Source organism: Solidesulfovibrio sp. DCME, assembly GCF_049995385.1.
Taxonomy (GTDB): Bacteria; Desulfobacterota; Desulfovibrionia; order Desulfovibrionales; family Desulfovibrionaceae; genus Solidesulfovibrio.
In genome coordinates this window covers 2,269,098-2,291,130 of sequence record NZ_CP188261.1, presented here as the reverse complement: position 1 = coordinate 2,291,130, position 22,033 = coordinate 2,269,098, and the positions used below count along the sequence as shown (strand labels likewise).

At 68.9% G+C, this 22,033-nt stretch carries 18 protein-coding genes; 10 read left to right on the top strand and 8 right to left on the bottom strand.

Features of this window, described 5'->3' with window-relative positions:
- Nucleotides 1-134: 134 nt before the first annotated feature.
- Nucleotides 135-1,562, bottom strand: a complete 1,428-nt coding sequence (locus ACP59X_RS09745; protein ID WP_428568626.1) for an FAD-binding protein — start codon at nt 1,560-1,562, stop codon at nt 135-137.
- Nucleotides 1,563-1,638: 76 nt separating this feature from the next.
- Nucleotides 1,639-3,141, bottom strand: coding sequence for a hypothetical protein (locus tag ACP59X_RS09740; protein ID WP_428568623.1), 1,503 nt, complete (start codon nt 3,139-3,141; stop codon nt 1,639-1,641).
- A 141-nt stretch (nt 3,142-3,282) separates the two neighbouring features.
- On the opposite strand from ACP59X_RS09740, the gene ACP59X_RS09735 reads away from it, so the two are divergent.
- Together ACP59X_RS09735 and ACP59X_RS09730 are read left to right on the top strand one after the other, a co-directional pair.
- Nucleotides 3,283-4,248, top strand: a complete 966-nt coding sequence (locus ACP59X_RS09735; protein WP_428568620.1) for a serine/threonine protein kinase — start codon at nt 3,283-3,285, stop codon at nt 4,246-4,248.
- A 10-nt stretch (nt 4,249-4,258) separates the two neighbouring features.
- Nucleotides 4,259-4,747: a universal stress protein gene (locus tag ACP59X_RS09730; RefSeq protein ID WP_428568617.1), complete on the top strand. Its 489-nt coding sequence runs from the start codon at nt 4,259-4,261 to the stop codon at nt 4,745-4,747.
- Here the strand turns inward: ACP59X_RS09730 and ACP59X_RS09725 are convergent.
- The 5 genes from ACP59X_RS09725 to ACP59X_RS09705 form a co-directional block, all read right to left on the bottom strand.
- Entirely contained in the window at nt 4,744-6,036 is a 1,293-nt protein-coding gene (locus ACP59X_RS09725; protein ID WP_428568614.1) for an alginate lyase family protein, read from the bottom strand. The two genes, ACP59X_RS09730 and ACP59X_RS09725, sit on opposite strands and share 4 nt — an antisense overlap.
- The gene (pdxA, locus tag ACP59X_RS09720; protein ID WP_428569843.1) at nt 6,033-7,073 is read right to left on the bottom strand and encodes a 4-hydroxythreonine-4-phosphate dehydrogenase PdxA; all 1,041 of its coding nucleotides are present in this window, start codon (nt 7,071-7,073) and stop codon (nt 6,033-6,035) included. The genes ACP59X_RS09725 and pdxA overlap by 4 nt, the downstream gene beginning before the upstream one ends.
- A gap of 515 nt (nt 7,074-7,588) precedes the next feature.
- Nucleotides 7,589-9,514 (bottom strand): 1,4-alpha-glucan branching protein GlgB, encoded by a 1,926-nt coding sequence (gene glgB / locus ACP59X_RS09715; protein ID WP_428568610.1) that lies wholly within the window; start codon nt 9,512-9,514, stop codon nt 7,589-7,591.
- A gap of 161 nt (nt 9,515-9,675) precedes the next feature.
- Nucleotides 9,676-11,133, bottom strand: coding sequence for a glycogen synthase GlgA (gene glgA, locus ACP59X_RS09710; RefSeq protein WP_428568608.1), 1,458 nt, complete (start codon nt 11,131-11,133; stop codon nt 9,676-9,678).
- A 144-nt stretch (nt 11,134-11,277) separates the two neighbouring features.
- The gene (locus ACP59X_RS09705; protein WP_428568605.1) at nt 11,278-11,739 is read right to left on the bottom strand and encodes an NUDIX domain-containing protein; all 462 of its coding nucleotides are present in this window, start codon (nt 11,737-11,739) and stop codon (nt 11,278-11,280) included.
- A gap of 121 nt (nt 11,740-11,860) precedes the next feature.
- On the opposite strand from ACP59X_RS09705, the gene ACP59X_RS09700 reads away from it, so the two are divergent.
- Complete coding sequence (locus ACP59X_RS09700) at nt 11,861-12,790, top strand: glycosyltransferase family 9 protein (protein ID WP_428568602.1); 930 nt, start codon at nt 11,861-11,863, stop codon at nt 12,788-12,790.
- On the opposite strand, the gene ACP59X_RS09695 is transcribed toward ACP59X_RS09700, so the two are convergent.
- The gene (locus tag ACP59X_RS09695) at nt 12,755-13,462 is read right to left on the bottom strand and encodes an L-threonylcarbamoyladenylate synthase (RefSeq protein ID WP_428568598.1); all 708 of its coding nucleotides are present in this window, start codon (nt 13,460-13,462) and stop codon (nt 12,755-12,757) included. The genes ACP59X_RS09700 and ACP59X_RS09695 overlap by 36 nt on opposite strands.
- Nucleotides 13,463-13,590: 128 nt before the next feature.
- On the opposite strand from ACP59X_RS09695, the gene ACP59X_RS09690 reads away from it, so the two are divergent.
- The 7 genes from ACP59X_RS09690 (at nt 13,591) to ACP59X_RS09660 (ending at nt 22,018) form a co-directional block, all read left to right on the top strand.
- Nucleotides 13,591-15,288, top strand: coding sequence for a glycosyltransferase family 2 protein (locus ACP59X_RS09690; RefSeq protein ID WP_428568595.1), 1,698 nt, complete (start codon nt 13,591-13,593; stop codon nt 15,286-15,288).
- A gap of 26 nt (nt 15,289-15,314) precedes the next feature.
- Nucleotides 15,315-16,862: an NAD(P)H-hydrate dehydratase gene (locus tag ACP59X_RS09685; RefSeq protein WP_428568591.1), complete on the top strand. Its 1,548-nt coding sequence runs from the start codon at nt 15,315-15,317 to the stop codon at nt 16,860-16,862.
- 2 nt (nt 16,863-16,864) lie between these two features.
- Nucleotides 16,865-17,320, top strand: coding sequence for a CBS domain-containing protein (locus ACP59X_RS09680; RefSeq protein ID WP_428568589.1), 456 nt, complete (start codon nt 16,865-16,867; stop codon nt 17,318-17,320).
- Between the two features lie 10 nt (nt 17,321-17,330).
- Nucleotides 17,331-17,837 carry a tRNA (adenosine(37)-N6)-threonylcarbamoyltransferase complex ATPase subunit type 1 TsaE gene (tsaE, locus tag ACP59X_RS09675; protein WP_428568584.1) on the top strand — a complete coding sequence of 169 codons (507 nt, stop codon included), beginning with the start codon at nt 17,331-17,333 and terminating at the stop codon, nt 17,835-17,837.
- Nucleotides 17,838-17,884: 47 nt separating this feature from the next.
- Nucleotides 17,885-19,120, top strand: coding sequence for an aspartate kinase (locus tag ACP59X_RS09670; RefSeq protein WP_428568581.1), 1,236 nt, complete (start codon nt 17,885-17,887; stop codon nt 19,118-19,120).
- Between the two features lie 135 nt (nt 19,121-19,255).
- On the top strand, nt 19,256-20,884 hold the full coding sequence (cimA, locus tag ACP59X_RS09665) for a citramalate synthase (protein ID WP_428568578.1): 1,629 nt from the start codon (nt 19,256-19,258) through the stop codon (nt 20,882-20,884).
- 60 nt (nt 20,885-20,944) lie between these two features.
- Nucleotides 20,945-22,018 carry an acyltransferase family protein gene (locus tag ACP59X_RS09660; protein WP_428568575.1) on the top strand — a complete coding sequence of 358 codons (1,074 nt, stop codon included), beginning with the start codon at nt 20,945-20,947 and terminating at the stop codon, nt 22,016-22,018.
- Nucleotides 22,019-22,033 lie beyond the last annotated feature (15 nt).

The window sequence follows — 22,033 nt, the reverse complement described above, 5'->3', positions numbered from 1 at the left end:
TTTGTTGCACAAGCCTTTTCCTATCAGGGTCATCCCGCCAACACAACCCACCACGACAAATCCCGTCGTCACAACTGGCGAAACCCGTCCCCGGCCTTGTCCCGGATGGAAACGATCGTTCGCCTTCCAAACAGTTATCGGACACAGGCCGGAAAATCTTTACCGCGCGGCGCCCCCAGCAACAGGGCCGCATCGAGCATGGCCCGGGCCACGACATCCTGGGTCCGAGCCCGGCGCCGTCGCAGGGCCTTTTCCAGGCCGGCGGCGTCGCCATCCTGGCGCGGCAAGGCGTTATTTTGCAAGGTCCGGGCCAACCAGCCCGTAACCTCCCGCGCCTCGGCTGCGTCGCGGGCAAAGCCGGACAGGCCGGCCCCAAGCGCCCGGCCCCAGGCCGCCTTTCCCGGCCGGATCGCCTCGCGGGCGGCCGTTTCCCCGGCCCGGGCGCCAAAAACCAGACAGGCCGCCACCATGGACCCGCCCAGGCGATTGGCCCCGTGCATACCCGTGGCGCATTCGCCCACGGCCCAAAGCCCCGGCACATCCGTCCGCCCACGCTCGTCGATACGCGCTCCGCCATTGGTGGCATGGGCAAAAAGGGCCACCGGGAACGCCTCCCCGGCCCGATGCACGGCCACCACCCCATCGGGGCCGGCGGCATCGAGGAGCCAGCGGTCCAAGGCCGCGTCGGCAAAGCCATGCCCCAGGGGACAATGGCCGGCCCGGCCAGCGGCCAGCCTGGCCACGGCCTCTGGGAGCGCCGCATCGATGCGGGAGGTGGGTCCGAGCAGCTCCCACACAGGCCAGAAACGCCGGTCGGACAGGTGCGCCCACATCCATTGCAGGAAGGTGGTATTGGCCATGGCCGCCCCAACGGCGGCCAGCAGGCCGTGGCCGAAACCGACGCTTCCCGACGCCCCCTGGTGGCGGGTGAAAAGCGGGGCCGTGCCGCCCATGGCCGCGACCACCGCCCCGGCCGGCTGGGCGAAAAGCCGCCCCGAGGCGTCCTCGAGGAGCGCGCCGCAGACGGCCCCGCCGCCGTCGGGGTCGCGCAGCAGGCCGACGGCCGTGTTCCGGGGCAGATAAAGGCCCCCGGCCGCCGTCACCCGGTCGTGGAAAGCCCGGCCGAGGCCCGGCAGATCGGTCACCACGGCGGCCCGACGGGAATCGGGGCTGAAGCAGGAACCGTAGAGCCGCAAGGCCCCGTCCGGCTCGCGCTCGAAGGCCGCCCCCATGGCCTCCAGTTCACGGCGGCGCGGCAGGGCCTCGGCGGCCAGGGCCGCGACCAGGGCCGGATCGTAAAACCCCGGGCAGGCCAGGGCCGCGACCTCGCGGCAAAAGGCCTCGGCCGCGGCGGCACCGTCCGGGGCATGGATGCCCAGCCGCCCATTGACGTTGCAAAAGGAGGAACCACACGGCCCCAGGCCGGGCATGGCCACGGCCACGGCCGCCCCTGGCCGTGCCGCCAGGGCGGCCAGGGCGGCGCGCATGCCCCCAAGGCCGGCGCCAAGTACCAGGACATCCACCGGAGGCGACACTTCGGGCAAGGCAAGGGGGTGGGTCATGGGCCGCTCCGGGCTGCTTCGTCAAAAAAGCGGCGCCCCTTCCGGCGCGCCAACCGTTTGCCGCCACGGCCCGGGCTCACGGCCGGCCGCCCGGCTTGCGGTAAAAGACGCTGTACCCGGCGCCCGCGTACCCCTCTTCCCAGTCCGCCAGCCGGCCCATGGCCGCCCAGGCCTTTTCCGTTTTCTTGAGCACCACGATGTCCGCGCCGTAGCGGTCCAAAAACGCCCCGGCCTCCAGGCGGCCGCCCAGGAAGGCGAAATAGGCATCCGTATAGGCATCGTCATAGACTGTCTCATAGCGCCCGTCCATGCCGACCCGATAGGCCGGCGGCAGCGCCCACAGCAGGTACTCGCCCCACTCGAACTGGGGCATGATCCGGCCGGCCTGGCGCGTGCGCCGGATGTGGCGCATTCCGTCCAGGGGATAGGCGGTGACCCCCTGGCCGGGCGTGAAGGCCGCCATGTCCACGACCTGAAAAGAGACGATGTCCCGCTGCCACAGCCGCGTACCCTGCCACAGGCAATAGGCCGCCCCCAGCACCAGACAGCACGGCGCGAGCACGCGCCGGTACGGCCGGACCCGCTCCAGGAGCCGTTGCAGGTACGGGTCGACATAGGCCGGCACGTAGAGGACCACGGCCAGGCACAGGTAGGTCAGCAGGCGTACGGACTTGGCGGCGGCAAAGAGGAAACCGAAGAGCATCAGCAGCGACACGCCATCCCGACGGCCCTTGCCCAACAGGGCCGCCGCCACGACGATCAGGCCGAGGGTGGCGAAAAAAACGCCGAACTCCGGCCTGGCCGCGACGAAATGGAAAATGTTTTGCCACTCCAGGATGTCCGGCCGGGGATGCTTCCAGGCGTAGAGGAAAAACGTCCACATGGACGGGCCGTAGGGATTTATGAAGGTGACGGCGAAGCAGGCCAGCCCCAGGGCGCCGATGCCCACCCCCCGCCGGAAGTCGCGGTCCAGCAGCGCCCCGGCACCGTAGGCGCCAAAGGCCAGAAAACCCACGGCCACCTCGCCGTGCAGATTGGCCCAGAAGGCGAAAAGGGGCACGAGCAGCAGGCCGGGCAGCATACGCTTGCCCCGGCAGCGTTCCAGGGCCAGGACCGTCAGGACGAAAAAGAGGTGCGAAAAGACTTTGGCCCGGGTCGGGCTGGCGTTCATGGCGAAGACCGGCATCACGTAGGCGGCGGCAAGCCAGACAGCCGCCCGGCCCGCCCCGCGCAGCCGGGACACGGCAACCGCCAGGTACAGCGTGGCCAACAGCGCCGCGTATTTGAGGTATTGCAGGGCCTCGAAGCCGAAGACGCCCACGACCTTGTCGAAAAGCACGCCCAGCAGCCATTCGTGGTAGACCCAGACATCCTTGACCGGCGTGAAGGCGAAGACATCCTTATAAGGAAAGCCCCCCTCCCGAAAAAGCCGGCCAAAGGCGAGATAGCCCCACAAGTCGGGGTCGCCGACGGTCATGGCCGTCCTGCCGAGGAGCATAAGGCCCAAAGCCGCCCACAGGACGCACCGGCAGGCCGCCTCGATAAGGCGTTGGGTGTCTTGCGGCAACCACCGCGACATGGCCACTCCTTTCCCCGCCTGGCGGGGGTTGGCCCAGGGGCCGGACAACCGGCCGCCGCACCGGGAAAACGCGGCCGGGCATTGCCCGTTGGGCTACTTTGCGGCATACGGGAGACATATACGACACGAAACGAGGTCGCCTTGCCCCCATCCGCCCGCGAACTGCTGGCCCGCCTGGCCCCGGATTTCCCCGTCCGCCACGCCGGGGAAATCTGCACCGACACCACGGAATTCATGCGCATCGGCTACGGCGACGTCATCGCCGTGGGCGGGCGCCATTTCCTGGTCCTGCGCGACGAGGCCGAACGCCGCTTCGGCCTGGAGGACCCCAAGTACTGGGTCAAACGCTGCCGCGACCTGGATACCGGGGGCCGCAACCTGGTCAAGCTCGTGTTCCACGAGTCCTTTCCCATGACCATCGGCTCCATGGTCGTCAATTGCACCCGGAGCCCGCGCAAGGAATCGCGCATCCTGGATCTGGTACGCGGCGACGACCGGTTCATGCAAGGGGTGACCATCCCCGACACGGCGGGCAATCCGGTGCGCATCCTGGACGTGGTGCCGGGAAAACGCCTGGACGAAAAGATCGAGGCCCTGGACATGCCGCACCGGGACTATTTCCTCGAGCTTTTCCCGGACGTGCTGGCCCGGTTCATCGAGGCCTGCCAGGCCATCGCCTGGCTGCACGCGCACAACGAAAAGCACGGCGACGTGCGGCGCGACCACCTCTACGTGCGCTACGACACCGGCACCTACACCTGGATCGATTTCGACTACACCTTCGACTTCCAGGACAGCCCCTTCGGCCTGGACCTGTTCGGGCTGGGCAACATCCTCCAGTTCCTCGTCGGCATGGGCCAGCACACCACCCAGTCGGTCTCGCCGGAGGTGCGCGCGCGCATCGTCCCCGAGGACTGCTCGATCATGTTTCCCAACCGCATCGTCAACCTGCAAAAGCTCTTTCCCTACATCCCGGACGCGCTCACCACCGTGCTGGCGCATTTTTCCCTGGCGGCCAACGTCTTCTACGACGCCACGCCCGACCTCATCCGCGACCTCGCCAAGGCCCACGACGCCGTCGAGCGCCTGCGCCGAAGCCCTGCCTGACGGAGCTGCCATGAACATCGAAAAAATCCTCATCGCCTTCGACGGCTCGGAAAACTCCCACCGCGCCGTGGCCTACACCGCCGCCATGACCGGCCCCGGACCCGAGCGCCGCATCACCGTGGCGGCCATCGAGCGGCCGCCGGACCGCGACCTCTATCCCGATGACGCCTCCTGGAAAGCGGAATGCGCCCGGCGCGTGACCCACATCCGCGCCGCCCTGGACGCCGCCAGGGACAGGCTGCTCACGGCCGGCATACCGGCGGCGCGGGTGGAGACACGGTTCGTGGAAAGCTGCCGTTCGCCGCTTCGCGAAGCGCGGGAATGCAGCATCGGCACGAGCATCGCCCTGGAGATCCTGCGCCTGGCCGAGGACGGCGGCTTCGGCACCCTGGTGGTCGGCCGCCGGGGCGTGTCCAAGCAGGAGGAATTCCTCTTCGGCAGCGTCTCGACCAAGATCATCCAGGCGGCCAAGGGGTTGGCCGTGTGGGTGGTGGCCTAGAAACCGGTTCCCACCCGAGGGGCGGCGGGGTCATCCGGACCTGAAGGATACAGGAGCCAGACCCGCCGCTTGGCCGCCTTTTTCCCGAAGACCCGGTCAAAGGCCACGGCAAAGGCCGGATCGCCGTAGCGCATGGCGGCCAGGCGCAGGAGAAGCGCCGTGCCGCCGGCATGGCCCACGGGCGTGATCTGCCGGTACGGCCAGGGCGCGCCCTCGCCGAGAAAGGGCAACAGATACGCAAGCGCCCGCCGGGGATCGCCGCCGCCCGGCGCGGCGACGCGCCACAGGTCGAGGCCCAGCCTGTCGCCGAGAAGCATCAGGCGAAACAGCGCCTCCAGGTTGCTCAGGCTGTAGCTGAGCGATCTGGTGCGGGCCAGTTCGAGGGGCTGGGCGCCGTCCGGGGCGATCTGGCCGGCCAGCCGGGCCGGAAACCGGGCCAGGGCCTGGCGGGCCACTTCGGGACGGCCGCAAAAAAGGGCCAGGCCGGCGACCTGCACGTCGTACCAACTGCCGTGATTGTTGGCGGCATCCCTGGCTTGGCCGCCCTCGGGACTCTCGAGTAGCCAATCCAGGTAGGCGGAAAACCAGGCCACAAGCCCGTCCCTATCGGCCTGGCCAAAGGCCGGGGAGCCGGCCAGCAGCATTGCCGCGTCGCACAGTTCCGGCAGGCGGCGGGCGTCGATGATGCCGAATCCCGAGCCGTGTGGCCTGCCCGGGCGCATCTGGGCAAAGCGCAGGTGCGGCCGCATGGCCGTGGCCGGATCGAGGAAAAAGGTGCGCAGCAGCAACGCCGCCCGCTCGGCCAGGGCCGCCTGGCCGGTATAGTAATAGCCCAGGGCCAAGGTATCGACCGCCTCGACGAGCCCTTCGAGGGCGGCCACGTCGCCCTGACGCGAAGCCGGGTTGACCTCGCCGTCGCGGTGGACCGGCGGCAAGCCGTCGGCCGTGCCCGGATTGGGCCACCAGTACGGGGCCACGCTGGCGAAATCGTGGATATCGCCACCCGGAGGCGGTTGCCCCTTGGCCGTCACCGTGAAGGGCCCGGCGGCCAGGGCTTCGGTGCATTCCTCGGCCAGCCGGCCAAGGGCCGGGCCCATGGCCGGATCGCCGGCACGCGCCGCCTCCCGCCCCCGGGCCAGTTCGTCCCCCGACAGGAACACGAACCCGCCGCCCTGCCCGGCCAGGGCGGCCACCGCCCAGGCCAGCCACAGCAACAATGCCAGCGGCAGCGCACGGACGCGCCGACGCAGGCTTTCCGGCAACGGGAAACGCTTGGGCCGCGCCGTCATGACGCGGTTGCACTGCGGCCAGTCAGTTGCCGCGCCAGGTTCAAGGCCGCCCGCAGGCTGCCCGTGGCCGCCCGGCCCGTGCCCACCAGTTCGAAGGCCGTGCCATGGCCCACGGAGGTGCGCACGAAGGGCAGGCCCAGGGTCACGTTGACCGTCTCGTGGAAGTGCAACATTTTGAGGGGAGGCAGGCCCTGGTCGTGGTACATGGCCAGGATGGCGGAAAATTCGCCCGAAACGGCCCGGTGGAAGACCGTATCCGCCGGCAGCGGCCCCACGGCACCGATGCCCTTGGCCCGGGCCGCCTCCACGGCCGGGCGCACCACGGCCTCGTCCTCGCTGCCGAGCAACCCCCCTTCCCCGGCATGGGGATTGAGCCCGCACACGGCCACGGGCTTGGCGGCAAGCCCCAGCCGCTTCACGTACTCCCAGGTGAGCGCCAGGCACAAGGCCACTCGGTCGTAGGTCACAAGCGCAGGCACCTTGGCCAGGGGCGGATGGGTGGTGGCGAGGCTGACCCGCAACACCGGGCCGCACAGGTGCATGCACACCCCGGCCCGGCCCACCCCCGAACGCTCGGCCAGAAATTCCGTATGCCCCGGAAAGGCGAAGCCGGCGGCATTGAGGGCCGCCTTGGACAGCGGCCCGGTGACCAGCCCCCAATCGGGATGGCGGGCCAGGATGCCCACGGCGTATTCCAGGGACTGCCCGGCGGCCAGCCCGCCGGCCGGCGTTTCCCGGCCGGGCGTGGCCGGAAGCCCGTCCAGGCGCGGCGGCGTCAGCAGATAGACACCCGGGGCGCGGCCGGCCAGGGTGTCCGGCGCGGCGGCGTCAAGGGGCGTCCAGAACGAGGCCAGGCCAAGGCGCTGGCAATGCGCCCGCAAGGCCGCCTCGGGGCCGATGAGGCCGATGGGATTGGAGGCGGCGAGGCCAGGCTCGTCGGTAAAAAGCCGGCAGACGAGTTCCGGGCCGATGCCGTTGGCGTCGCCGAGGGTCAGGAGCAACGGCGGCGTGAACGGCGCGGCGGGCGCCGGGGCCATGGAGGGCGCGGCGGTTGCGGCGGACGTGGGGGACACGGGCTGCCTGGCGGACGTGGGAGGCGTGGGAGGTATCGGGGCGGATGTCGTCATGGGTGATGCGCCAATAAAGGTTAGGGTTGCGGGGATGAGAGAAGAGGGATGAGGTATGGGGTATGGGATGTCCTGGCCATGGGCACGTTTGTTTGTGGCGATGCCAAATGAAAAATGAAAAGACGCCTGGCCTGTCGGTTGGCCGGGGTGGGTTTGGGCCGGGGCGCAAGGCGCATATTGGAAGAATACGCCTCCCGCCCCGGCCCAAACCCACCCCGACCCTGTTGCCTTCGCCCAGCAACGGCCACGTGAAGAGGCAACCGAGCCGTCCCCCCAAAGGGTAGGCAAGTCCGTCCACGTCCGCAAGAGAGGAGGCAGACGGCGGCACTGCGTTACGACAGCATCCCCCTTCCAGGGGGTCCGGGGGGGATGCTCCCCCCCGGTGGAGGTGGACTTGGGAAGGAGGCAACGCCTCTTCCCAGATCCTACTCCGGCGTGAAGGCGACGGCGGCCAGGGGGGGCAGCGTCAGGGAGAGGTAATGGGGCCAACCGCCGTAGGTGGTGGGCCGGGCCATGATGCCGCCGTCGTTGCCGACGTCCGTGCCGCCGAAATAGGCGGAATCGGAATTGAGGATTTCCTTCCAGAAGCCCGGTGCGCGACAGCCCACGGCGTAGTTTTCCCGGGTCACGGGCGTGAAGTTGAAGGCCCACAGGATCTGGGAGCCATCGGGCGCCTTGCGCAGGAAGGTGATGACCGAGGAGGCGTAGTCAGAGAGGTCCACCCACTCGAAGCCCGTCCAGTCGTTGTCGCGGGCGTGCATGGCCGGGTAGGCCCCGTGCAGGGTGTTGAGCGCCCGCACCAGGTCCATGGCCCCCTGATGGTTGGGGAACTGGGTCAGCACCCAGTCGAGCTCCTCCCGGGCGTTCCATTCCTTCCACTGGCCGAATTCGCAGCCCATGAACAGCAGCTTTTTTCCGGGGTGGGCCCACATGTAGGACAAAAAAAGCCGCAGGTTGGCCATCTGCTGCCACTGGTCGCCCGGCATCTTGCCAATAAGCGAGCCCTTGCCGTGGGTGACCTCGTCGTGGGACAGGGGCAGGACGAAGTTCTCGTGAAAGGCGTAGAGCATGGAAAACGTCAGCTGGTTCTGGTGATAGGAACGGAAGACCGGGTCCTTGGCGAAGTAGTCCAGGGTATCGTTCATCCAGCCCATGTTCCACTTGAAGGTGAAGCCGAGTCCCCCGGTGTAGACCGGGCGCGAGACGCCGGCCCAGGAGGTGGACTCCTCGGCGATCATGGCCGCGCCGGGGAAATGCTCGTGGACCACGACGTTGAGCTCGCGCAGGAAATCGATGGCGTCGATGTTCTCCTTGCCGCCGTACTTGTTGGGGATCCACTCCCCTTCCTGCCGGGAGTAGTCGAGGTAGAGCATGCTGGCCACGGCATCGATGCGGATGCCGTCGATGTGGAATTCCTTGAACCAGTACAGGGCGTTGGCGAAAAGAAAATTGCGCACCTCGTGGCGGCCGTAATTGAAGACGTAGGTGCCCCAGTCCGGGTGTTCGCCCTGGCGCGGGTCCTCGTGCTCGTAGAGCCCGGTGCCGTCGAAGCGGCCCAACCCCCAGGAGTCCTTGGGGAAATGCCCGGGGACCCAGTCGAGGATGACGCCGATGCCGGCTTGGTGGCAGGTGTCGATGAGCAGGCGCAGGTCCTCGGGCGTGCCGAAGCGCGAGGTCGGGGCGAAATAATGCCCGGTCTGGTAGCCCCAGGACTCGTCCAGGGGGTGTTCGGCCAGGGGCATGAATTCGATGTGGGAAAAGCCCAGGTCGCGCACGTAGGGCACGAGGTGTTCGGCCAGGTCGCGATAGGAATAAAAAGAACCGTAATCCTTGGTCTTCCAGCGCCAGGAACCGGCGTGGACCTCGTAGACCGACACGGCGTCGTCCAGGGGCAGGCCTTTTTCCCGGCGGGCCTCCATCCAGGCGGCGTCGCTCCAGGCGTAGTCGTCGAGGTTCCAGGCCCGTGAGGCCACGCCCGGGCGCATCTCGGCGAAAAAGGCGAAGGGGTCGGTTTTTTCCACGGTTTCGCCGTCCTTGCCGGTCACGGCGAACTTGTAGAGCGCGCCGTGGGCAAACCCCGGGATGTAGCCGGCCCACACGCCCGAGGCGGCCACGGGGTGCAGGCCGTGGGCGTCCGGCGCCCAGGCGTTGAAATCGCCGACCACGGACACGGCTTGGGCATTGGGGGCCCAGACGGCGAAGCGGTAGCCGGGGCCCTCGGGGCCGTCATGGGGATGGGCGCCGAGGACGCGGTAGAGGTCCCAGTGCTGCCCCTGGCCGAAGAGGTAGATATCGAGTTCGCCGATGGTCACGGGCAGGCAGGGGGAAACGGTCGCTTGGCTGGCTGGCATGGATGGCTCCTTGGTTGGGCCGGCGGGAGGTCCGAGGCGCACAGTGGGCGCTGGTGGCGACGGTGCGATGTCGCTGCCGCGTCGATCGCGCCGCGCCCGCCGCGCCCGCCGGGCAGGCGACGGGGCGCCCTGCCCCGTGGTGCGCGCCAAGGTTGCTGGCGCTAGATGTCCGCGCCCAGTTCCCTATACAGGCTGATATAGTTTTTCGCCGCCTTTTCCCAGGAATAGTCGGCCCGCATGGCCCGCTTGACCATGCCGCGCCACTCCCCGGGCTGCTCCCACAGGGCCACGGCGTCGCACACGGCCCGGAAGAACTGGTCGGGGTCGGGTTCGCGGAAGGTGAACCCCGTGGCCTGCCCGTCGGGCCAGGGCACGATGGTGTCGCGCAGCCCGCCCACGGCCGTGGCCACGGGCGGGGTGCCGAAGCGCAGGGCATACATTTGCGTCAGCCCGCACGGCTCGTAGCGCGAGGGCATCAGGAAAATGTCGGAACCGGCCTGGATGCGGTGGGCGAGGTCCTCGGTGTAGCCGATGCGCACGACGAGCCGGCCGGGATAGGTCTCCATCATGTCGAGCAGCACGGCCTCGTAGTCGAGGCTGCCCTCGCCGAGCACCACCACGGCCACGTCCTTTTCCATCAGCCGGCCCATGATGTCGATGAGCAGGTCCACGCCCTTCTGGTCGCGGATGCGGCCGATGAACCCGAGGATGGGCCGCTTGAGGAAGCGGCGGTCGAGGCCGAGTTCGGCCACGAGGTTGCGCTTGCAGATATCCTTGCCCGACAGGTCGTCGGGGCTGTAGATGCTCGGCAGGTAGCGGTCGTTGATGGGGTCCCAGACGGTGTAGTCGGCGCCGTTAAGTATGCCGCGCAGCCGGTCGGCCCGCTTGGTCAGGATGCCCTCCAGGCCGCAGCCGAACTGGGGATAGAGGATTTCCAGGGCATAGGTGGGGCTGACGGTGGTGATGATGTCGGAGTAGGCGATGCCGGCCTTGAGCAGGTTGAAATCGCCCCAGAACTCGGCCCCGTCCATGGTCCAGGCCTCGCGCGGCAAGCCGCAGTCCCAGAAAAGCCGCGAGGCGAACCGGCCCTGGAAGGCCAGGTTGTGGATGGTCATGACGGTCTTGGTGTCGCGCCAGTACGGGGCGCCGGGGCGCAGGAAGCGCAGGTAGGCCGGCACCAGGGAGGCCTGCCAGTCGTGGGCGTGGACGATGGCCGGGGCGCCGTCCAGGCGGCTGGCCCAGGCCATGGTCGCCCGGCAAAAGAAGATGAAGCGTTCGCAGTTGTCGAAATAGTCGCCGTCGTGGGTGTTGTAGTAGAAGCGGCGGTCGAAGTATTCGCCGCGCTGGACGAAATAGACCGGCACGTCGTCGCAGGTGGCGGTATAGATGTCGGCCGTGATCGGCGCCCAGGGATAGCCGACGCGGAGCTTGGAATAGATCAGCCGCAACTGGTGGTCGCCGGTATTGAGCCGGCCGTAGTAGGGCGCGATCAGGGCGACGTTGACGCCCTGGCGCTTGAGTTCCTTGGGCAGCGCGCCCATGACGTCGCCAAGACCGCCGGTCTTGGAAAAGGGATACATCTCCGAAGCGACAAAGAGGACCTTGTGATGAAACTTCATCGCGCTCCTCGGCCTGGCCGGTTGCGTTGTCGGGCGCAAAAGGCCCTGTCCCTGGCGAAGACGGACGCCCATGCCGCCCGCGCGTCATGGCGTCCCTGGAAATCGGCGGTTCGCCCGGTTCCTTGCCGTTACCGAAACATCTTTTTATAAAGGATTGACGTTGGTAAAAAGCCTCGCATAATCATTGACGATGCGCTCGTGGTCGAAGCACAGCGGCCTGGGCCATTGGCCGATGGGAAAAACGGCCACTTCCCGGGCGTCGTCGCCGGCGGCCAGTTCGTCGGGGTCGAGGGCCTGGGCGAGATAGACCACGCTCAAGGTGTGCTGCCTGGGGTCGCGGGCCGGGTCGGAATAGACGCCCAAAAGCCCCGTCAGCTCCACCGTGAGGCCCGTTTCCTCCTTGGCTTCGCGGATGGCGGCTTTTTCGGCGCATTCGCCATAGTCCACGAAGCCCCCGGGCAAGGCCCAGCCATGAGGTTCGTTGAGGCGCTTGACGAACACGACGCCGCGCCCCGGAATGTGGATGAGGGCATCGACGGTGGGCACGGGATTGCGGTAGTGGACCACGGGCTGGCCGCAATGGGGGCAGGGTTTGGTGAGGGCCATGGGTCATCGGCTCCGGCAGGGCCCGAGGCGTCCTCCTGGCGGCCCGCCGGTCGGGCGGATGGGAAAGAGGCCTCAAGCGTTTATAAAAAAACGTCTTTTCTTAGCACAGAGAGTACGCGAAATGCCGCCCCCTGACAAGGTCGTTTTGGAACATGCCGGGGCTCTTGGGGATTTTCTTCTGGCCTGGCCCTTTTTCCTGTCCCTGGCCCGCCACTTCCGGGAAGTCCCGATCCATCAGGCCGTGCCGGCGGCCCATGCGCCCTTTCTGGCGCCCTGGGCCAGGCCCTGCCCGCCGGACATCCGTCGGGCCCTGGATGCCCGCTTCGCCGGCGAGGCCTGGCCGACGGCCCTGGAAAACACGCTGGTCGTCCGCCCGGGCCTGGGCAAGCGCCCGCCCGTGGCCGACAGCCCGTGGTTCTGGTTCGCTCCCGGCCTGACCCCGGGGAGCGACATCTCCCCGGCCGAACACTACCGCCAAGCCCTGGACGCGCGGGGCATTGCCTTTGCCGCCGATTTCGCCGGCGTTTTTCGGCAACATTTCGGCGGCCATGCGCCCCGGGGCGACACGGTGCTGCTGTTTCCCGGGGCCGGGCACACGGACAAGGCCTGGCCCCTGGGCCGGTTCGAACAACTGGCCGCGTTGCTGCGGGAACGCGGCCTGCGGCCGGTTTTCGTCATCGGGCCGGTGGAACGCGACCGCGGCCTCGACCTGGGGGAAAGCGACATCGTGGAGCCGCAAAACCTGGAAGCGCTTTCCCGGGTGCTGTGCGCGGCCCGCTTCGCCCTCGGCCCGGACAGCGGCCCCATGCATCTGGCCGGGTTGCACGGCGTGCCGGGGCTGGCCCTTTTCGGCCCGACCTCGCCCCGCCAATGGGGGCCGTTTGGCCTGGACGTGGTCACGGCGGGCCTGGCCTGCGCGCCCTGCACCGCCGTGACCTCGGGCGCCTTCGCCCCGGGCTGCCAGCGGCCGTTGCCGTGCCTGGCCGGGCTCACGGCCGAAGGCATCCTCACCCGCCTAGAAGGCCTCGGGCTCGTAGCCGGCCGCCCGTAGCGCGGCCGCCGTCACCGGCCCCTGGCGGAAAATCCGCAGCCGCCGGCCGCCGAGCAGCCCGGCCACGGTGGAGGCCAGCCCGCCGCCGGGCGGCGGCCCCGCGGCGACGAGCCCGCCCGCAGCGGCAACGACCGCCGCATCGAGGTCCTCGGCCCGGGCCGCCGGCGCCTCGCCGCTGACATTGGCGCTGGTGGCCACCAGCGCCCCGCCGGCCAGCCGGCACAAGGCCGCCGCCGCCGGGTGCGGCGTGAAACGCACCGACACCATGCCCAGCCCGTCCTTGACCGGTGCCGGCAGCGCCTGCCGGCACGGCACGACCAGCGACAGCGGCCCCGGCCAGAACCGCCCGGCCAGCTCCCGGAAATCCTCGCCGAGCGGCCCCTCCAGGAACCCCCGCGCCGCCACCCCGGCAAACTGGGCCATCTCGCCGATGACCAGCGGCAGGGGCTTGGTCGCCGGACGGGCCTTGATGGCCGCGATGCGGGCCAGGGCGTCCGCGTTTGCCGCCAGGGCGCCCAGGGCGAAAAACGTCTCCGTGGGATAGACCAGGCAGCCCCCGGCCCGAAGCAGCCGGGCTGCGGCGGAAATGTCGAGGCAGGGCAGAGGTGGTTCGGGGGGCATGGGGGGCATGGGGGGCATGGGCAAGAAGCCTCCGGCGACCAGGAGGGACACGGCCCCTCCTGGACCTCCCGCCTGGGGGGAAGTCGCATGGAGCGCCGCGGTCCGGTCGATGGACTTTTTAACGGGGTTTCCGTAGTGCGGTAGGCATCCTATCATTATCAGCCGCAAGGGAAAAGGCCATGCCCGCCGCGACCGTTTTCACGCCACCGCCCCTGCCCGCGCCCGGGCCGGGCTTTCTGGCCGAGGCCCTCAAGGCCCTGCCCATCTGGGCGCTTTCGGGCGAACAGAAGGAATTGCGCCTGTCCCTGTGCCGCATCCTGCTCGGCCAGGCCGACCCCGACTGCCTGGCCGCTGCCAAGGGCCTTTTGGCCTTGAGTTTCCAGGAAGACCCCTTCGACGCGGCCAGCCTGGCCCTGCTGGCCGAGGTCCAAGGCAGGCAGCCGTTTCTGCCGCCACGCGGCGCGGCCATGGCCCGTGTCGTCGCCGCCGCCCTGGCGAACATCCCGGACGACATCCCCTTCGAGGCCATCCGGGCCAGCGGTGATACGGACCTCGTCGCGCGCTACCTGGAAGTGGCGGCCAAGGACAAGGCGCACGCCCTGGCCCGCCTGGCCCCGGCTTTTGGCAGCCTGTGCCGGCTGCCCGACGCCGGCCTGGCCAGGCGGCTGCTCGACGGCTTCGCCCCGCACCTGCCCGCAACACTTTTCGCCCGCCTGTCGGCGGAACTGGCCTTCCTGCGCGGGACGCCCGAAGCCGCCCTCGAGGCCCTGGCCGGCCTGGACCCCACGGCCTGGGGCCTTTTCGCCGCCATCGCCGCCTCCCGCGCCCTGGAGCGCCTGGACGCGCGGGAACAGGCCCTGGCCGCCTGCCTGGCCGCCCGGGCCGCCCTGCCCCAGCACGTCAACCTGACGCTGCGCGCCTTCGAACTGGCGCGACCGCGCCCCGCCACCCCGCCGGCCCAGCGGGACGAGGCGGCGGTGTGCCTGTATTCCATGAACAAGGCGGAACTTTTCCGGGAGTGCCTGACGCACCTGGCCGCAACGGACCTCGGCGGGGCGCGCATCGCCGTGCTCAATAACGGCTCGACCGACGACACGGCCGCAGTCGTGGCCCAGGCCGCCGGGCTGTTCCCCGAGGGGCGTTTCCTGTCCGTCGGCCTGCCGGTCAATATCGGCGCGCCCGGCGCCCGCAACTGGCTGCTGTCCCTGCCCGAGGTGGCCGCCTGCCGGCACGTGGCCTTTCTCGACGACGACGCCTTTCCCCAGGCCGACTGGCTGCCGCGCCTGCTGGCCACCGCCCGCGACCGGCCCGAGGCCGGGACCGTGGGCTGCGCCATCGTGGACATGGAGGCGCCCCACGACCACCAGGCGGCCGATTTCAACCTGTTCCCGCCGCAGATGGGCGAGCAGAGCCTGCCGGAAACCAACGAACGGCTGTTCGTATGCGAGCCCTGCCGGGGCGCGGCCGATTACGGCCTGTACGCCTACGTGCGGCCGTGCCTGTCGGTTTCGGGCTGCTGCCATCTGCTGCCCCGGCGCACCATCGAAACCGTTGGCGGCTTCGACATCCGCTTCAACCCCACCCAGTTCGACGACCTCGACCGGGACATCCGGTCGTTTCTGGCCGGCGCGCCCTGCCTCTACGACGGCACGGTGCGCGTGGGCCACAAGCAGGGCTCGAGCCTGGCCATGGCCCAAACGCAGGCCCAGGTGGCCCACATCGTCGGCAACAAGATCAAGCTCGAATACAAGGTGTCCGACGCCGAGGCGGACCGGCTGTGGCGGGAAAACCTGGCCCTGCTCGGCCGGGACCTGCTGGCCAAGGACGCGGCCGTCGGCGAACTGGCCCGCAGCGTCGCGGCCAAACCGACGGCCTGACCGCGCCCCGGACAACGGAGCAGCCCATGCCCCTTCTCGATGACCGTTTTTTCGACCCCCTGCCCACGCCGGCCGAGATCGCCGGCTGGGACGCGGCCAGCCTGGCCGAATGCGGCATGTCCTTCCTGGCGCTCATGGAAAACGCCAGCCGCGAGGCCATGCACGCCCTTGTCGGCGAAATCGGCGAGGTGCGCGGCAAGGACGTGCTGCTTCTGGCCGGCCCGGGCAACAACGGCGGCGACGCCGTGGCCCTGGCCCGGCACCTGGCCGGCCGGGGGGCCAAGGTCCGCCTGGCCCTGGCCCGGCCGCGCGGCAACTACAAGGGCGCGGCCGGCTACAATGCCCGGCTCGCGGCCAAATTGGGGCTGCCCATGCTGCCTTTGGCCAAGGTCGATTGGCAAAAGGCCACGGCTCCGGACGTGATCGTGGACGGCCTGCTCGGCACGGGCTTTTCCGGCCAGTTGCGGCCGGAACTGGCGGCCATGGTCGAGGCCGTCAACGCCCTGGCCGGCCGCTCCTATATCTTCGCCCTGGACATTCCGTCCGGGCTTTGCGGCCAATCGGGCAGGCCCTCGCCCGTGGCCGTGCGGGCAACGGCCACCGTGGCCTTCGAGGCGGCCAAGACCGGCCTGGTCACGGCCGAGGCCGCGCCCTACGTGGGCAAGCTGCTCGTGCGCGAGATCGGCATTCCGCCCATCGTCAAGGAGCGCCATCCCTGCCGGGCCTACCGCATCGCCCCGGGCATCGCGCGGGCCTTGGGCGCGGTGTCGCCCACCCTGCACAAGGGCAGCGCCGGCCGGGTGGTGGTGGTCGGCGGCAGCAGGGGGCTTACGGGCGCGCCGCTTCTGGCGGCCCTTGGCGCCTTGCGTTCGGGCGCGGGCCTGGTCAGCGTGGCCTGCCCGGGGGCGGTGGAGATAGCGCTCAAGGCCGGCTTTCCCGACGTCATGACCATGCCCATCGGCCCGGGCGGGCATTTCACGGCCGACGACGCCTCGGCCGTGCGGGAATTCTGCGCCGGGGCCGGGGCGGTGGCCCTGGGACCGGGCCTTGGCCGGCACGAGGACTCGGCGGGTTTTCTGGAGGCGCTATTACCTTTGCCCTGCCGGCTGGTGCTCGACGCCGACGGGCTCTATTTCCTGGCCCACAACCCGGGGCTGGCCGCCAGGCTGTCCCCGGAAACGGTCCTCACGCCCCATCCCGGCGAGGCGGCCAGGCTTCTCGGCACGGACATCGCCACGGTCGAGGCCGACCGTTGCGCCTGCGCCCGGGAACTGGCCGCGCGCTTCGGCGCCGTGGCCGTGCTCAAGGGGCCGGCCACGGTTGTCGCCGCGCCCGACGGCACGGTGGCCGTGTCGCCGGTCATTGCCCCCAACCTGGCCGTGGGCGGGTCCGGGGACGTCTTATCCGGGCTTGCCGCCGCGCTTTTTTGCGGTCCGTATTCCCCCTTGCTTGCCGCCTGCCTTGCGGTGTATTGGCATGGGCTCGGCGGCGCGCGCCTGGCCGCCGCCTACCCCAGACGGGGCAACCTGGCTTCGGAAATCGCCGACATGCTGCCCCTGGCCTTCACGGAGTGACCATGCTTACAGCCAAGGACGTGATGACATCCGCCGTCGTCACCATCACCGAGGACACGGAAATCAGCGTCGCCGCCAAGCTCCTGTTCGACCAGGGCTTCAACGGCGTCCCCGTCCTCGACGCCGCCGGCGCGCTGACCGGCATCCTGTGCCAGGCCGACCTGGTGGCCCAACAGAAAAAGCTGTCCCTGCCCTCGGTCTTTTCGCTGCTCGACGGCTTCATTCCCCTGGGCTCCATGAAGGACCTGGACCGGGAAGTGGAAAAGATGTCGGCCCTGACCGCCTCCCACGCCATGACCCGGCACCCCACCGTGGTGACGCCGGAAACCGGCATCGACGAGGTGGCGACGCTTATGACCGACAAGGGCTTCCACACCGTTCCCGTGGTCGCGGCCGGCAAGGTCGTGGGCATCATCGGCATGCGCGACATCCTGGGCACGCTGCTGGAGAGGAAATAGCCCGGCCGCGATGGACCCCAGCCAACCGCTCGACCTGACGCTTCACGACGAGGCGTCCACCCTGACCCTGGGCCGCGCCCTGGCCGGCGCCCTGGCCGGGGTGGACAGCCGCGCCGCCCTGCTCTTGCGCGGCGGGCTGGGTTCGGGCAAAACCACGCTGGTCCGGGGACTCGCCCTGGCCCTTCCCGGTGGGGAAGAGGCCGAGGTGGCCAGCCCCAGTTTCAATATCGTCAATATCTATCCCACGCGCCCGACCGTCCGCCATGTGGACCTCTACCGGATTCCCGGCGGCGATCCCTGTGTCGAGGAACACCTGGAAGCCGGGGCCGAGCGCGACGACCTCGTCATCGTGGAGTGGGCCGAGTATCTTCCCGTCCTGGCCGTGCCGCCCGACCGGCTGGAAATCGAGTGGCTGCCGGCCGAGGCGGGCCGGCGCTGCCGGCTGACGGCGGCCGGCCCGCGCGGCCGGGCCGCCCTGGCCGCCCTGGCCGGGCTTTTGCCCGGGAGGCAAATGTGACGACGGCCCGGGGGAGCAAGGCCCCGGCCGTCCTATCGGAGGAACCCATGCGGATTATGGTGCAAAAATACGGCGGCACGTCGGTCAAGGGCCTGGAACGCATGCGTCTGGTCCTGGACCGGGTCCGCAAGTCCCATGCCCTGGGCTACAAAATGGTGGTGGCCCTGTCGGCCATGTCCGGCGAGACCAACCGGTTGCTCGCCCAGGCCAAGGAATTTTCCGCCGACCCCGACCCGGCCGAACTCGACGTGCTGGTCACCACCGGCGAGCAGGTCTCGGTGGCGCTTTTCACCATGCTGGCCAAGGACGCCGGGCTGCGCGCCCGCTCGCTTTTGGGCCACCAGATACCCATCACCACCAACTCCAACTTCACCCGAGCCCGGATCATGGAGATCGACGCCCATCGGATCAGGGCCATGCTGGAGGACTACGACCTGCTGGTGGTGGCCGGGTTCCAGGGCGTGGACTGCCACGGCCGCGTCACCACGCTGGGGCGCGGCGGCTCCGACACCACGGGCGTGGCCCTGGCCGCGGCGCTTTCCGCCGAGGTCTGCGAGATCTACACCGACGTCAACGGCGTCTACACCACCGACCCCAACCTGTGCCGCACGGCCCGCAAGCTCGACCGCATCACCTACGACGAGATGCTCGAGCTCTCGAGCCAGGGCGCCAAGGTCCTGCAGATCCGGTCGGTGGAGTTCGCCAAGAAATTCAATGTCCCGGTTCGGGTCCGTTCGACCTTCACCGACGACCCGGGCACACTGGTCACCGCGGAGGATACGGAAATGGAAGACGTCCTGGTTTCGGGAATCGCCTACGACAAGGACCAGTGCCGCATCACGGTCAGAAACGTCATGGACCGGCCCGGGGTCGCCGCCGCCATCTTCTCCCCCATCGCCGAAGCCGGCATCCTGGTGGACATGATCATCCAGAACACCGGCCGCGACGGCCGCACCGACATGACCTTCACCATTTCCCGGTCCAACCTCGACCGGACCATGGCCATCCTCGACAACCTGCGCCCGGTCATCGGCGCCGAGGAAATCCAGCACGACGTCAACGTCTGCAAGGTCTCGGTCATCGGCGTCGGCATGCGCAGCCATTCGGGCGTGGCCTCGACCATGTTTACGCTCATGAAAAAAGAGAACATCAACATCCTCATGATCGCCACGTCCGAGATCAAGATTACCTGCCTCATCGAGGAGAAGTACCTCGAACTGGCGGTGCGCACCCTGCACGACGCCTTCGGTCTGGCCGAGGGGCCGGCCAAGGCCTGCGCCTAGGCGGCGCGGCGTCTCGCAGACCCCGATACAACCCGCTCCCGGGCCGTGGCCGCGACATCCGGCCACGGCCCGGGCGACACGGCCGGCCGCGACCGTCCCCTCACCGGCTCCCGCGGCGGCGCTCCAGGATCCATCATGGCACCCGTGCTTTTATACGACACCACCCTTCGCGACGGCACCCAGGCCGAGGACATCAGCCTCACCACCGAGGACAAGCTGCGCATCGCGCTCAAGCTCGACGAACTGGGCCTGGCCTACGTCGAGGGCGGCTGGCCGGGATCGAACCCGACCGACAAGCGGTTTTTCCAGGAGATCCAGAACTACAGCCTCAAGTGCGCCAGCATCGCCGCCTTCGGCAGCACCCACAACCACCGGGGCACGGCCGAAACCGACCCCAACCTCAAGGCCCTGGCCGAGTCCGGCGCGCCCGTGGCCACCATTTTCGGCAAGTCCTGGGACATCCACGTCACCGAGGCCCTGGGCACCACGCTCGCCCGCAACCTCGACCTGGTGGGCGATTCCCTGGGCTGGCTGCGACCGCGTTTCCGGGAAGTCTTCTTCGACGCCGAGCACTTTTTCGACGGCTACAAGGCCAACCCCGACTACGCCCTGGCCGTGCTGCGGCGCGCCCAGGCCGCCGGGGCCGACGTGCTGGTGCTTTGCGACACCAACGGCGGCACCCTGCCCTCGGATTTCCGGGCCATCACGGCCGCGGTCATGGCCGCCCTGCCCGAGGCCACCTTCGGCGTCCACTGCCACAACGATTCGGGCGTGGCCGTGGCCAACTCCATCGAGGGCGTGGAACTCGGGGCCGCCCAGGTCCAGGGCACGGTCAACGGCTACGGCGAGCGCTGCGGCAACGCCAACCTGTGCTCCATCATCCCGTCGCTGATTCTCAAGCGCGGCGTCGACTGCCTGCCCCCCGGCAAGCTGGAACTGCTCACGCCCACGGCCCATTTCGTGTCGGAGATGGTCAACCAGCAGCCGCCCTCCTGCCAGCCCTACGTCGGCGACGGCGCCTTTGCCCACAAGGGCGGCATCCACGTCTCGGCCGTGGTCAAAAACCCGCTGACCTACGAGCACGTCACGCCCGAATCCGTGGGCAACGCCCGCCGGGTGCTGCTGTCCGACCTGTCGGGCCAGAGCAACATCCTGTACAAGGCCCGGGAATTCGGCTTCGAGCTGGACAAGAACGATCCCTTCGTGCTGGAGCTTCTGACCACCATCAAGGAGCGCGAGGCCCTGGGCTACGAATACACCGCCGCCGAGGCCTCCTACGAACTGCTGCTCAATCGCGTCCTCGGCCGGGCCCGCAGCTATTTCACCGTCACCCGTTACCGGGTCCTCGACGACAACGCCTACGAGTGCCTGGAACCGCTGACCGAGGCCACGGTCATGATCAAGGTGGGCGGCCGGGTCAAGCACACCGCCGCCACCGGGCGCGGCCCCATAAACGCCCTGGACAAGGCCATCCGCAAGGCCCTGCGCGGCTTCTACCCGCGCCTGGCCGAGATGCGGCTGCTCGACTTCAAGGTCCGGGTGCTGTCCGGCACGGTCGAGGACGAGAAATGCGGCAAGGGCGGCTGCGGCACGGCCTCCCATGTCCGGGTGCTGGTGGAATCCGGCGACGCGGCCAAGCGCTGGGTGACGGTGGGCGTGTCCCACAACGTCATCGAGGCCAGCTTCCAGGCCATGGAGGACGCCATCAACTACAAGCTTTTCAGCGACGACAAGGCAAAGCTCACCAAGGCCCTGCGGGGATAGCGCGCCAAGGCCCGGGACCGCCGCCGCGCGGCCCGGGCTTTTTTCGGGACGGACAACGACATGGGTCTGGTGCGATTTCTCCTGGCCGTAACGGTGGTCATCAACCACACCGGCCCGCTTTACGGCCTGGTCTTCACCGACGCCTACATGGCCATCAAGGTCTTCTTCATCATCTCGGGCTTCTACATGGCGCTCATCCTGTCCGAGAAGTACACCGGCCCGGGGCGCTGCCGGCTTTTCTACACCAACCGCTTCCTGCGCCTGTTCCCGGTCTACTGGGTGGTGCTTTGCGTCTCCCTGGCCGTGTCCCTGGCCTTCAAGTACGGCCTGCACACCGCCCTGCTGCTCGGGCCGTGGCAGACCTGGCTCGGGAGGCTCAGTCCCGGCACCGTGGCCGCGCTGGTGGCGGCCAATGTCGGCATCCTCGGCCAGGACCTCCTTTTTTTCAGCCACCTCGACCCGGCCACGGGCACGCTGTCCCTTGCCGCCGACGCCTTGTACCGGGCCGTCCCGGCCTGGTTTTTCCTGCTCATCCCCCAGGCCTGGACCATTTCCCTGGAACTGGTCTTCTATATGCTCGCGCCTTGGCTGGTTCGCCGCTCGACCGGCTTCCTGGTCGCGGCCATCACCGCAAGCCTGGCTCTGCGGGCCGGGGTCTACCTGGCGGACTTCCCCTTCGACCCCTGGAAGCAGCGGTTTTTCCCGGTGGAATGCGGCTTTTTCCTGTGCGGCATCCTGTCCTACCGCCTGTACGCGCGCCTCAAAACCGTGGCCGTTTCCCGGCGCGTCCTGTGGGCCGTGTCCGGGCTCTACCTGGCGGCCATCTGCGTCTACCAGTTCCTGCCCGGGGCCAAGGGCAAGGAATTCTACCTGTACGCGGCGACCATGGCCTCGATTCCCTTCCTGTTTTTGCTGACCAAAAAGATGCCCCTGGACCGGGCCATCGGCGAGCTGTCCTATCCCATCTACATCTCCCATTGGACGGTCATCATGGTGGCCGAGTATTGCCTCGGCAAAAAACACCTGCCCGTGGTGGCCTTGGCCGCGACCATCCTGTTTTGCCTGGCGCTCAACCGGCTGGTGGCCGACCCCATCGAGCGCCTGCGCCAGAGGCGGGTGCGGCGCGCCGGCTAACAGGCCGCCATGAAA

What these genes read in the sequence shown, in the direction of transcription:
- ACP59X_RS09745 (WP_428568626.1), bottom strand. Translation starts at nt 1,562, where the DNA reads ATGACCCACCCCCTTGCCTTGCCCGAAGTGTCGCCTCCGGTGGATGTC.
- ACP59X_RS09740 (WP_428568623.1), bottom strand. Translation starts at nt 3,141, where the DNA reads ATGTCGCGGTGGTTGCCGCAAGACACCCAACGCCTTATCGAGGCGGCC.
- ACP59X_RS09730 (WP_428568617.1), top strand. Translation starts at nt 4,259, where the DNA reads ATGAACATCGAAAAAATCCTCATCGCCTTCGACGGCTCGGAAAACTCC.
- ACP59X_RS09725 (WP_428568614.1), bottom strand. Translation starts at nt 6,036, where the DNA reads ATGACGGCGCGGCCCAAGCGTTTCCCGTTGCCGGAAAGCCTGCGTCGG.
- pdxA (WP_428569843.1), bottom strand. Translation starts at nt 7,073, where the DNA reads ATGGCCCCGGCGCCCGCCGCGCCGTTCACGCCGCCGTTGCTCCTGACC.
- glgB (WP_428568610.1), bottom strand. Translation starts at nt 9,514, where the DNA reads ATGCCAGCCAGCCAAGCGACCGTTTCCCCCTGCCTGCCCGTGACCATC.
- glgA (WP_428568608.1), bottom strand. Translation starts at nt 11,133, where the DNA reads ATGAAGTTTCATCACAAGGTCCTCTTTGTCGCTTCGGAGATGTATCCC.
- ACP59X_RS09705 (WP_428568605.1), bottom strand. Translation starts at nt 11,739, where the DNA reads ATGGCCCTCACCAAACCCTGCCCCCATTGCGGCCAGCCCGTGGTCCAC.
- ACP59X_RS09700 (WP_428568602.1), top strand. Translation starts at nt 11,861, where the DNA reads ATGCCGCCCCCTGACAAGGTCGTTTTGGAACATGCCGGGGCTCTTGGG.
- ACP59X_RS09690 (WP_428568595.1), top strand. Translation starts at nt 13,591, where the DNA reads ATGCCCGCCGCGACCGTTTTCACGCCACCGCCCCTGCCCGCGCCCGGG.
- ACP59X_RS09685 (WP_428568591.1), top strand. Translation starts at nt 15,315, where the DNA reads ATGCCCCTTCTCGATGACCGTTTTTTCGACCCCCTGCCCACGCCGGCC.
- ACP59X_RS09680 (WP_428568589.1), top strand. Translation starts at nt 16,865, where the DNA reads ATGCTTACAGCCAAGGACGTGATGACATCCGCCGTCGTCACCATCACC.
- tsaE (WP_428568584.1), top strand. Translation starts at nt 17,331, where the DNA reads ATGGACCCCAGCCAACCGCTCGACCTGACGCTTCACGACGAGGCGTCC.
- ACP59X_RS09670 (WP_428568581.1), top strand. Translation starts at nt 17,885, where the DNA reads ATGCGGATTATGGTGCAAAAATACGGCGGCACGTCGGTCAAGGGCCTG.
- cimA (WP_428568578.1), top strand. Translation starts at nt 19,256, where the DNA reads ATGGCACCCGTGCTTTTATACGACACCACCCTTCGCGACGGCACCCAG.
- ACP59X_RS09660 (WP_428568575.1), top strand. Translation starts at nt 20,945, where the DNA reads ATGGGTCTGGTGCGATTTCTCCTGGCCGTAACGGTGGTCATCAACCAC.